The organism is Pseudidiomarina aquimaris, from assembly GCF_003987395.1.
Lineage (GTDB): Bacteria > Pseudomonadota > Gammaproteobacteria > Enterobacterales > Alteromonadaceae > Pseudidiomarina > Pseudidiomarina aquimaris.
Map to the genome: position 1 here is coordinate 108,170 of NZ_PIPT01000010.1, position 10,010 is coordinate 118,179.

A 10,010-nucleotide genomic window follows, 5' to 3' on the forward strand; every position below is an offset into this window, starting at 1 on the left:
CGATGAAGAACGTTTTAATAATTAATGCCCACCACTACTACCCCTTCGCCGAGGGAAATTTAAACCAAGCCATGGTTGAGCTTGCCGAGCGGGAGTTAGAGGACAAAGGCTATACTGTGAAAACCGTTAAGCCTTCGGAGGGATACGATGTTGAACAGGCGCTAGCCGATCATACTTGGGCTGATATTGTGATCTTGCAGTCGCCGGTAAACTGGATGGGCGTACCTTGGTCATTCAAAAAGTATATGGATGATGTTTATACCGCTGGCATGGGCGGGGCAATGTGTAATGGTGACGGGCGTTCAGAAGACGCACCGAAGAAAAATTATGGTCGCGGAGGTACCTTAAGTGACACCAAGTACATGCTCTCGTTGACGGCCAATGCACCGGCTGAGAGTTTTAATGATCCCGATGAGTTCTTTGAGGGCAAAAGTGTCGATGATCTTATGTTCCCGATGCACATGAATTTCAAGTTTTTCGACATGCAGCCTATGCCGACTTTCATGGCTTATGACGTTATGAAAAATGCCGAGCCCGAGAAAGACTTCGAACGCTTTAAGCAACACCTTCACGAGAACTTCTAAGGAGCGAATGACATGTCAAACTATACTCAGAAAATTCATCCGGGTGCAGAGTTTCCGGTTATAAATCTACCGACGCTTGACGGCACTGAAGTAGAAATCGGCAAACCGGGTCAGGGATTTGATTGGCGTCTCGTTGTTGTATATCGCGGTCGACATTGTCCAATGTGTACAAAGTATTTGAACCAATTGACGCGTTTTGTTGATCAATTAAAGGACATCAAAGTTGACCTTATTGCAGTTTCAGGTGACAGCAAAGCCCAATTGGAAAGTCACATGGCAAGTCTTGAGATTAACTTCCCAATTGCCTACGGGCTTTCGACCGAGCAGATGAAAGCGTTAGGTGCTTATATCTCGGATCCGCGCTCTCCTGAAGAAACGGACCATCCGTTTGCTGAGCCAGCGCTTTATGTCATTAACGAAGACGGCCGAGTTCAGGTTGTCGATATATCGAATAATCCATTCGTTCGACCCGATTTGGCAACCTTAACGCGCGGTCTGGGGTGGATTAAGGACCCAAGCAATAATTATCCTATACGTGGCATGCACAACTGATACTCAGCTTTGCCACCTTCCGTCGACTTAAAGCTGCCACTTCTGCCGAGCAAGGAAGCATCGGCGCTGCTGGCAACGACGGTAAACTGACTTGAGGCAATCCCGTTTTTGAATGCGCCACTATGCTGCAAAACAAGGATCGCTGGCGCGTGGTCGGCGTTAAGCGTAAGGGTTTCAAAGCCGACGAAGATGGCATCGCCATGAGCGTCATAGCAGAGCTGATAACGCACTTCACTGCTACCAGTGAGGTCACCAGTGTAGCTTTGTTGGACAACGGCGGTGCTTAATTTAGCACCATCGCTTAATTCTTTATCGACGTTTTCTTGCCAGTCAGTGATTTGAAAGGTTCCGCTGAGTTCCATCTTCTATCTTCTTGGTTATGGGTACGTTGTGTTGCAACCCTACCACAGCGCTGACATAGTTCAGAAATTCTGGTTGGTCGACTGGAACTTGGCTGACGGCAAGATCCTTATCCAGCAAAATGTCCCTCCCCAAACTATTGGCCCTATTAGCAAGGTTTATGCGTAAGAGATGAAAGGCGAGGAACGGAGGCGGAATCGATTGGATCTAATAACTTATTGTTTTATCGTGGATAAAAAATATTAAGGTTCAAGCGTGTTACTTACCTTGTTACTAAAACTTCAGCTTTAATTTTTCAGTAGACCTAATGCTCGCCCAGCAATTGGGAGATAGCTAATAATGGGCTATAACTTTTGTAAAGTAGAGTGGCCAATAAATTTGGCCACTTAGCTAGAGGTGAGCAGCTATACCTGTCACTTTGGTTAAAGTGAATTTGTTATTTATCAACACTTTTCCATGGCCCAAAAGCAATGAAATACAGAAGCACTATGTTTGCAAAAGGGACGACGATTAATAAACCCAATGGGCCAGGATAGCCAATTCGTTGGCAGATACGCCATGCGGGAACAATAAAAATAGCTCCCACAATCAGCATCCATAGAAAGCCCATACCTGCGAACATTTCGTGATTCATCATTATCTGCTCCTTATTTGACATGCGTAAAAATGACGTTAGACTAAAGTTTATTAAATTGCAAAAAGCAGGGTGCTCGTGCTAATTCGAATTCTGTTATTAATGACAGTGCTATTGGTGTCGATGTCGTTTTCGCAAACGGCAGATGCTCACGCATGCCATGATGACGGGCAAATGCAGCACAGCATGATGCAGGAAGCAGACGCAAGCGATTGTGAACATGAGGCGCAAAAGAATAACTCGTGCTGTGCTGACATGACCATTCGGCATTGCTCCGGCGGCTCGGTTTTGTTTGTCGGACAGTCTTCTTCGGTTAATGCCACTGCAGTTAATCTCTCTGCCAAAGTCGATGCGCCCGTTGACACCTCCATTCGTGCTAAACACACGTCTAATTTGTTCCGCCCTCCAATAATTATCGGTTAATAAGTTACTAAAAATTCAGCACACGCTCGGCGTGTTCCCTTAAAACTTATTAATCGGTGAATAATTATGTCTATCAAACGCAATATCGCTGTTTTGGCGATGCTGTTTTCCGTGTCTGTATCTGCAACCGATGTAGAAGAGCAGCAACTAACCGTTCTAAAAGATCCCAACTGCGGTTGCTGTGAAAAGTGGTTACAAGCTTTACCGGATAGCTTTAGTGTGTCCGTACAACATCCGAACAACTTGACCCAACGAAAACGTGATGCCGGTATTAGTGCCGAGGTCCAATCCTGTCATACCGCTATTTCTAGTAATGGCTATGTCTTTGAGGGGCACGTTCCTCCTACATTGGTTTCTCATTATTTAGCTGGGAAAAAGTCAGCCAATGGCATTGGATTAACTGTTCCTGGCATGCCGGTAGGGTCTGTTGGTATGGAAATGGGTACTCGGTTTCAACCGTATACGGTCTATGAAATCAAAGAGGACGGTTCAATTACACCTTATAAGCAGATAGCAAGTTTAGAGCAGCAGCAAGCACTCTCAAATGGAGGGCTTTAGCTATGGGATTTGGCGGTTTGAGTATGGTTCAGCTAGGAATTATACTAGTTATTGTCATCCTTCTTTTTGGTAGCAAAAAGCTACGAACCCTGGGCTCCGATCTTGGTAGTGCGATTAAAGGGTTTAAATCATCGGTTTCTGATGAGCCGTCTGGTAAGGAACAGGACGTTCAACGTTATCAAAATTTAACCTCAAAAGAGGAGCGTCATAATGAGCAATGAGTTTAACAAAGGGCGTCGAAAGTTTATTAAATCTGCATTCACTGTGGCGTCTGCTTTAGCAATCGCCAAAGTAGCACCAACTTGGGCTGCTCCTCAGGGACGCAGTTTTAAAGATCAGATCCTGACAAACGATGAGATTGATCTGACCATTGCAAAGTCCCCACTGCTCGTGGGAAATAAATTAGGAACACCAATAACCATCAATGGCCAAATGCCGGGCCCTTTGATTCGTTTAAAAGAAGGGCAGCGAGCAAAGCTAAATGTGACTAACCGGTTGTCGGAAGACACGTCAATTCACTGGCACGGAATTATATTGCCGGAGAATATGGATGGCGTGCCTGGCGTATCTTTCGAAGGGATAAAGCCAGGACGAACGTTCAAATACCGCTACGATGTCGAGCAAAACGGAACTTATTGGTATCACAGCCATTCCGGTTTGCAGGAGCAATTGGGACACCTGGGGCCGTTAGTGATTGAACCGAAAGACGGAGACATTGGTGCTGATCGAGAACATACCATTATTCTCAGCGACTGGACATTCGAAGATCCGGATACCGTGTTTCGTAACTTGAAAGTTGCGGAGGGGTACTATAACTATCAAAAACGTACGATATTTGAGACCTTCGAGGACGTGCGACAGCAAGGGTTAGAGAAAACCTGGAAGCAACGAGAAATGTGGGGGCAAATGCGAATGAGCCCCCGTGATATTGCGGATGTGACGGGCAGTACTTATACCTACCTGATGAATGGCCGCGATTCACAGATGAACTGGTCAGCATTGTTTAAGCCTGGTGAAAAAGTACGCCTTCGTATCATTAACGGTTCAGCAATGAGTTATTTCGATGTACGTATTCCTGGTCTAGAGATGACTGTAGTGGCGGCAGATGGTCAACCGGTGAAGCCTGTGTCTATTGATGAGTTTCGTATCGGAGTGGCTGAAACCTATGATGTCATTGTTCAGCCAAAGCATAACAAGGCTTATACGATTTTTGCGGAGAGCTTTGACCGTAGTGGCTATGTCAGAGGCACATTAACACCAGAAATTGGCCTTGAAGCAGAAGTTCCTGAGTTACGCGCGGTGCCTGAACGTGGTATGGCCGCGATGGGAATGGGGGCCATGGCGATGTCAGGAAATAAGGAAGAGAAAGGTATGATGAATATGAGCGGCACAGACGGTCATATGAATCATGAAATGATGCATAAAAAAGAGCTTCCTGTGGAAAACATTAAAATTGAGCACAGTGAAGGTGGTCACGGAGCTGCTGCCGCCATGATAGCTATGAATCCGACCAGTCGTCTCCATGAACCGGGCATAGGTTTGGATAATGTTGACCATAGAGTCTTAGTGTATAGCGATCTTATTGGCGCCCAAGAATGGCCAGATAAGCGGGAACCAGAGCGCCAGATTGAACTGCATTTGACCGGTAATATGGAACGGTATATGTGGTCGTTTGACGGGAAGAAATACACCGAAGTTGACGGCCCTGTGCAGTTCCGTCACGGCGAGCGCTTAAGGTTGGTGATGGTTAATGACACCATGATGGATCATCCAATCCACTTACACGGTATGTGGATGGAACTTGAAAATGGACAGTATCCTCGTCCTCGTAAGCACACCATTAGTTTAAAACCAAGCGAGAAAGTATCACTACTGATATCCGCTGATGCACCGGGAAGCTGGGCATTTCATTGTCATCTGCTTTATCACATGAAAGCGGGCATGTTTCGTGTGGTAAATGTGGCATAAGGAGGAAGGCTATGTACGCTAAATCATTGTTGTTCACTACAGCACTTCTACCCGCAGTGGCAATGGCGGGACATGCAGATGAAGGCTGGCCAGAGCCCGTTAAAGAATATTACACCGGGCAGGTATTATTTGACCGGCTGGAATTAACGCGAACAGACGAGGAAGAGAACGTTGCCGTTTGGGACGTGATGGCTTGGTATGGCGGAGATTATCACCGGGTTGTCTTCAAAAGTGAAGGTGAAAACGTTCAAGATGACGGTGAGCCAACTGACCTTGAAAGTGCAGAACTGCTGTATGGATACTTGGTGTCTCCATTTTGGTCGTTTCAGGCCGGTATTGGTACGCGAGGCACCTTATCGTCGGACGCGTCTATGGAAAATTATGCTGTCGTGAGTTTTATGGGGTTGGCGCCCTATTGGTTCGAAATGGATAACTCGCTGATGGTGAATGAAGAAGGCGACGTCCAATTTGTTAGCGAAACTGAGTACGAGTGGCAGCTCACACAAACATCGTATTTACAACCTCGTATTGAGTTAACAGCCAACCTGACAGATTCAGACAAATATGATCGGCAAAGTGGCTTGAGCAACTTGCGTGTGGGGTTGCGTTATCGTCACGAAATCAGTCGTGAATTTGCACCCTACATCGGTGTTTATTGGAACGGTGCGTTAGGGAACACGGCAGATGAAATGAAACGAATGGGTGAAGACACCACAGAAACAGGAGTGGTCCTTGGGGCCAGAGTTTGGTTTTAATTGATAATAAACAAAGAGGAAACAACATGAAAAACATACTTAAGTTAGCCTTCGGTACCACGTTATTTTTTAGTGCATGGGCCAGCGCTCACGTCGGCCTAACATCCAGTAGCCCGGAGGACGGTGCGACTTTGTCCGAGTCACCAACGGAAATTACGATGAATTTTTCCGGTGATGTTCGTCTGGCTAAAATTATGCTGCACTCAGATGACGGTAAAATGCATCCGCTGGACTTTTCGATGAGCATGACTCCCAAAGCAGCGTACGAAATTGCTGTTAAAAACAATTTGGCGTCAGGTGGTTATACGGTTTATTGGACGGCAATGGGTGGGGACAGTCATAAAATATCGGGTGATTTTAGCTTTGAGGTGAAATGATGACCCTTTGGAGTGTGGCCAGCGTTTTAACGTTGGCCTTTATATTCTGGCTTAACGCGGTGATGACCGCCTCGCCTTATATCGTTTATTTGTCCGGTTTAAAAAAGCAGTCTGAACGAAAGAATAGCCTTGTTGCGTTGCTTCTATTACTGGCAAGCCTTCTGTATTTTTTTCTGAAAGTCGGTAGTTTTGCTGCTGAAGGCTTTGCCGGCATGATTGACAAGACCTACATGCAGTTTATATGGACCGGCCCTGTTGGGTTGTTCATCCAACTTCAGATAGCGGTTGCTATTGCTTGGATTGTTTACTCCGTTGTTAAGCTAAAACGTATAAAGTGGGTGCTATATGTTGTCGCCATTGGACTCATGGGATGGAGCTTTTTAAGTATTGGTCACGGCAGTGACGCCGTCTGGTGGGGAAAGCTAGCGCTTTTAACACACTTGTTAGTCGCTTGGGTTTGGTTCGGCAGTCTTAACTCATTGCGAAAGCTGGCAACGTCGGTACCGCTTGCTAAAGCGAAAGCCATTATGGAGCGTTTTGGTGTGCATATGTCTGCAGCGGTTCCAATACTCCTTATTGCGGGCTTGGTTATGTATCGTAGCGCAACAGGGCGATGGATGCCAGAGCTGCCGCTTACGTCGTATGACACGGTACTACTAGCGAAACTTGTGTTTGTGGCGCTGATTCTCCTTGTTGCCGCATTGCATAAATTAAAGTTCGTACCGCAATTAAATGATAACGCGGCCGCCAAGCGACTCAAAAACTCCATAACGGCGGAAATGGTATTGGCTGTCACTATTTTTACCCTGGCCTCTGCGCTAAGCAGCGCGTTTTCCCCCGGTTAATGTAAGGAATAAGAAGAATGAAATTACTTGTGAGTGTTTTTATGGTCTCGGTAATGTTTATTTCAGCGCCCAGTAGCGCCGAAAAACTATCTGAGCCGACCGCTGTGCTTGATGCATTTCGAACTGCTTTAACTGAAGGTGACACGGAGGTCGTTAAAGACGTGCTTTCCGATGATGTGCTTATCTTTGAAGGTGGTGGCGTTGAACGGTCCCTGGCTGAATACAGTGCTCATCATCTTAAGTCAGATATCAAATTTAGCCAGGCGGTTCCTTCCAAGCTGATTGAAAGAACACGATATGAAGTGGCTAGCCTTGCTGTGATCACTTCTCGATATAGTATTTCCGGGGCGTACAACGGGCGTGAGATTGATTTAACGATGAATGAAACTGTAACCGTTTCACATACCCCGGAGTCTGGCTGGAAAATTATCCGGATTCACTGGTCCAACTAACGTCAACCACAGGAGCTGATTATGGCGGAACACGATCACGAACACGGACATCAGGGTTATCAGAAAGGAAGCCTTAGTCTTTGGGGGGCGGTGTCGCTGGGGACTGGTGTCATGATTGGCGCTGGTATTTTTGCACTGACAGGACAAGTTGCTCAGCTAGCAAGAGAGTGGTTTGTACTGGCGTTTGTGTGCGGCGGTATCATTGCCGGTTTCAGCGCCTATTCGTATGTGAAACTGGCCAAGGCATACCCGTCAGCGGGGGGCATTGCGATGTTCCTCAGTAAAGCCTATGGGAAAGGAAGTGTGACGGCAATATTCGCACTCTTGATGTACTTTTCTATGGTCATTAATGAAAGTTTAGTCGCTCGGACATTTGCGTCTTATACCAGCCAGTTAATTTCTTTTGAAGCGCAGTGGCTTATCCCTTTGTTGGCGGTGGGTTTGCTGGTCTTTGCGTTTTTTATCAATATTTTGAGTAATCAGTTTATTCAAACGTTCTCGTTTTTTATGGCCTTTGTTAAGACTTTAGGGTTGGTCATTTTAGCGGCTGGTGGTTTGTGGGCCTCAGGCATTCAGTTTGAATCGATATCGGCTATTCCAGAAGAAGCTACGGGTGGCGGTATTTTAGCGGGGATTGCTTTAAGCATACTTGCGTACAAAGGGTTTACAACAATAACCAATAGTGGCGGTGAAATTGTTGAGCCTAAGAAGAACGTCGGGCGTGCGATTATTATTTCGCTGGTTATCTGCGCGCTAGTATACGTTCTGGTCACTCTGGCTGTTGGCTCAAGCCTGTCCATAGATGAGATTGTGAAAGCGAAAGACTATGCGCTTGCTGAAGCAGCGAGACCAGTCTACGGTGAAACTGGACTCTGGATTACGGTTGGGTTTGCGATTGTCGCCACAGTGTCCGGTGTGATTGCCAGCGCGTTCGCCGTTTCAAGAATGTTAGCTATGTTGACCAATATGAAGCTTGTGCCACACAGTCATTTCGGTATGCCAGGTTCCATTCAGAAGCACACGCTGGTTTACACCATTGTTATGGCTATGATCTTAGCTGCTTTTTTCGATTTGAGCCGAATCGCTTCGCTTGGTGCTATTTTTTATATCGTTATGGACATTGCGATCCACTGGGGGGTATTGCGACATCTTAGACAAAAAGTGAATGCGAATATTTACATACTTGTCAGCGCAATCACGCTAGATGTCATCGTTTTAGCCGCTTTTATATGGGTGAAATGGACAAGCGATCCGCTGGTTATTTGGGCGTCTCTTATCGGTATGGCATTGATTGCCGCTGGTGAGATTTTGTTTTTACGTAAAAAGCGTTAAGAAAAAGAGCGCATAGCGCTCCTTTTCTAGTTCATTGTAAAAAACATCCAGATAGCCATAGCGACCATCATGAGGTTTTCAGTGAGGGAAATGAAGCCTAACGGCACATTACTTGAGCCACCGACACAGGCACATTTTAGCTCACGTTTGTCGACATAAACGGCTTTAAACACGGAGACAGAACCCACGATGCCTATGAATAACGCAATAGGGATGGAAATGACATGAGCAAATTCCGCTGCCATTAACAGACCCGCCAAGCCTTCGGCGTAGGGGTAAATACGGCCATAAGGCACCCATTTTTTGGCGAGAAGATCGTAATTGAGAAACATGGTAGAGAATTTCTCTACGTCCTGGAGTTTGAGCAAGGCCAGAACCACCATAGAGAAACTGATGAACCACTCGATGGTTTGTACGGTAAATGCGCGACCAAAAGACAGCCACGACGTGGCTACAGAGAGGAGTGCCGTCATAATAAATAATACAATAACGGGTCGGTAACTGGTTGCGTCAGGGGCAGGAAGAGGTTTTCCTAGAAAGGCTCGAACCTCCTCGTACCCACCGATACGTTTATCACCAATAAACACTTGTGGAGTGGTATCGACGTCGTGCTTTTTCTTGAATTTGTCGGTTTCTTCTCGGCTTTCCAACAGGTTGTCGTCCACATCGTAACCGTTGGCTTTAAGTAAGTGCCTGGTTTTTAAACCAAAAGGGCATTGGTGGTCAGGTGTCGACATTCTGTAAAGCGTGGCTTTTTGAGTTGATTGACTCATAGTGACGTCTCCTTACTTAAAAATGGTACATCTATATACGCATTATAGTCGCTGGAGGATTAGCATCTCTAATTGTGAGATTAAAAATTCATAAAAATTGAAAATATATTTTAAATTTTGAAAAACTGGACAACTTTTTTTGATGGCTTTTTAACCGTTTATAAGAGCTGATTTTAAAAGAGTTAGGATATTTAAGGGGGGTAAAAGTTGAATATACAAGCTCTACAAGCGCTGCTATTAAAGAGCTTTGTATACAACTTTAGTTTTTTTGGGTATACGGATTTAATGGTTGATGGGGCACCTTCACCCCATCAATCTGATACCACCCTCAGATGGTTGATAGATCGACTCCGTAGTTGAGTTCCTCTGCGAAGTCCGGCAGTCCGTAACCGATGGT

The 10,010-nt window shown here is 45.8% G+C and carries 14 protein-coding genes; 11 read left to right on the plus strand and 3 right to left on the minus strand.

What is annotated here, in order from left to right; translation table 11 throughout:
* The first annotated feature begins 2 nt into the window (after positions 1–2).
* Positions 3–584, plus strand: a complete 582-nt coding sequence (locus tag CWE21_RS12415) for an NAD(P)H-dependent oxidoreductase (RefSeq protein WP_126834760.1) — start codon at positions 3–5, stop codon at positions 582–584.
* Positions 585–596: 12 nt separating this feature from the next.
* A complete protein-coding gene (locus tag CWE21_RS12420; protein ID WP_126834761.1) occupies positions 597–1,136 on the plus strand; it encodes a redoxin domain-containing protein in 540 nt (179 codons plus the stop codon).
* Here the strand turns inward: CWE21_RS12420 and CWE21_RS12425 are convergent.
* A complete protein-coding gene (locus tag CWE21_RS12425; protein WP_126834762.1) occupies positions 1,109–1,498 on the minus strand; it encodes a DUF3224 domain-containing protein in 390 nt (129 codons plus the stop codon). The genes CWE21_RS12420 and CWE21_RS12425 overlap by 28 nt on opposite strands.
* A gap of 434 nt (positions 1,499–1,932) precedes the next feature.
* Positions 1,933–2,133: a hypothetical protein gene (locus CWE21_RS12430; protein WP_008490106.1), complete on the minus strand. Its 201-nt coding sequence runs from the start codon at positions 2,131–2,133 to the stop codon at positions 1,933–1,935.
* A 75-nt stretch (positions 2,134–2,208) separates the two neighbouring features.
* On the opposite strand from CWE21_RS12430, the gene CWE21_RS12435 reads away from it, so the two are divergent.
* The 9 genes from CWE21_RS12435 (at position 2,209) to CWE21_RS12475 (ending at position 8,840) form a co-directional block, all read left to right on the plus strand.
* Positions 2,209–2,553 carry a hypothetical protein gene (locus tag CWE21_RS12435; protein ID WP_126834763.1) on the plus strand — a complete coding sequence of 115 codons (345 nt, stop codon included), beginning with the start codon at positions 2,209–2,211 and terminating at the stop codon, positions 2,551–2,553.
* A 66-nt stretch (positions 2,554–2,619) separates the two neighbouring features.
* Complete coding sequence (locus CWE21_RS12440) at positions 2,620–3,111, plus strand: DUF411 domain-containing protein (protein ID WP_034732809.1); 492 nt, start codon at positions 2,620–2,622, stop codon at positions 3,109–3,111.
* Positions 3,112–3,113: 2 nt separating this feature from the next.
* Complete coding sequence (tatA, locus tag CWE21_RS12445; RefSeq protein WP_126758658.1) at positions 3,114–3,332, plus strand: twin-arginine translocase TatA/TatE family subunit; 219 nt, start codon at positions 3,114–3,116, stop codon at positions 3,330–3,332.
* Positions 3,322–5,079: a copper resistance system multicopper oxidase gene (locus CWE21_RS12450; protein WP_126834764.1), complete on the plus strand. Its 1,758-nt coding sequence runs from the start codon at positions 3,322–3,324 to the stop codon at positions 5,077–5,079. The genes tatA and CWE21_RS12450 overlap by 11 nt, the downstream gene beginning before the upstream one ends.
* A gap of 11 nt (positions 5,080–5,090) precedes the next feature.
* A complete protein-coding gene (locus CWE21_RS12455; protein WP_126834765.1) occupies positions 5,091–5,834 on the plus strand; it encodes a copper resistance protein B in 744 nt (247 codons plus the stop codon).
* 26 nt (positions 5,835–5,860) lie between these two features.
* Positions 5,861–6,211 carry a copper resistance CopC family protein gene (locus CWE21_RS12460; protein ID WP_011234483.1) on the plus strand — a complete coding sequence of 117 codons (351 nt, stop codon included), beginning with the start codon at positions 5,861–5,863 and terminating at the stop codon, positions 6,209–6,211.
* Complete coding sequence (locus tag CWE21_RS12465; RefSeq protein WP_126834766.1) at positions 6,211–7,056, plus strand: copper resistance D family protein; 846 nt, start codon at positions 6,211–6,213, stop codon at positions 7,054–7,056. Before CWE21_RS12460 ends, CWE21_RS12465 begins: the two co-directional genes overlap by 1 nt.
* Before the next feature lie 17 nt (positions 7,057–7,073).
* Positions 7,074–7,508 (plus strand): YybH family protein, encoded by a 435-nt coding sequence (locus CWE21_RS12470; RefSeq protein WP_008489764.1) that lies wholly within the window; start codon positions 7,074–7,076, stop codon positions 7,506–7,508.
* 21 nt (positions 7,509–7,529) lie between these two features.
* Complete coding sequence (locus tag CWE21_RS12475) at positions 7,530–8,840, plus strand: APC family permease (protein WP_126834767.1); 1,311 nt, start codon at positions 7,530–7,532, stop codon at positions 8,838–8,840.
* Positions 8,841–8,866: 26 nt separating this feature from the next.
* On the opposite strand, the gene CWE21_RS12480 is transcribed toward CWE21_RS12475, so the two are convergent.
* Positions 8,867–9,613 carry a MauE/DoxX family redox-associated membrane protein gene (locus tag CWE21_RS12480; RefSeq protein ID WP_126834768.1) on the minus strand — a complete coding sequence of 249 codons (747 nt, stop codon included), beginning with the start codon at positions 9,611–9,613 and terminating at the stop codon, positions 8,867–8,869.
* Positions 9,614–10,010: the final 397 nt, after the last annotated feature.

Excerpts from the sequence above, each read along its gene's own strand:
- CWE21_RS12420 (WP_126834761.1), top strand. The coding sequence starts at position 597 with ATGTCAAACTATACTCAGAAAATTCATCCGGGTGCAGAGTTTCCGGTT.
- CWE21_RS12460 (WP_011234483.1), top strand. The coding sequence starts at position 5,861 with ATGAAAAACATACTTAAGTTAGCCTTCGGTACCACGTTATTTTTTAGT.
- CWE21_RS12480 (WP_126834768.1), bottom strand. The coding sequence starts at position 9,613 with ATGAGTCAATCAACTCAAAAAGCCACGCTTTACAGAATGTCGACACCT.
- CWE21_RS12455 (WP_126834765.1), top strand. The coding sequence starts at position 5,091 with ATGTACGCTAAATCATTGTTGTTCACTACAGCACTTCTACCCGCAGTG.
- CWE21_RS12430 (WP_008490106.1), bottom strand. The coding sequence starts at position 2,133 with ATGATGAATCACGAAATGTTCGCAGGTATGGGCTTTCTATGGATGCTG.
- CWE21_RS12470 (WP_008489764.1), top strand. The coding sequence starts at position 7,074 with ATGAAATTACTTGTGAGTGTTTTTATGGTCTCGGTAATGTTTATTTCA.
- CWE21_RS12415 (WP_126834760.1), top strand. The coding sequence starts at position 3 with ATGAAGAACGTTTTAATAATTAATGCCCACCACTACTACCCCTTCGCC.
- tatA (WP_126758658.1), top strand. The coding sequence starts at position 3,114 with ATGGGATTTGGCGGTTTGAGTATGGTTCAGCTAGGAATTATACTAGTT.
- CWE21_RS12425 (WP_126834762.1), bottom strand. The coding sequence starts at position 1,498 with ATGGAACTCAGCGGAACCTTTCAAATCACTGACTGGCAAGAAAACGTC.
- CWE21_RS12450 (WP_126834764.1), top strand. The coding sequence starts at position 3,322 with ATGAGCAATGAGTTTAACAAAGGGCGTCGAAAGTTTATTAAATCTGCA.
- CWE21_RS12475 (WP_126834767.1), top strand. The coding sequence starts at position 7,530 with ATGGCGGAACACGATCACGAACACGGACATCAGGGTTATCAGAAAGGA.
- CWE21_RS12440 (WP_034732809.1), top strand. The coding sequence starts at position 2,620 with ATGTCTATCAAACGCAATATCGCTGTTTTGGCGATGCTGTTTTCCGTG.
- CWE21_RS12465 (WP_126834766.1), top strand. The coding sequence starts at position 6,211 with ATGACCCTTTGGAGTGTGGCCAGCGTTTTAACGTTGGCCTTTATATTC.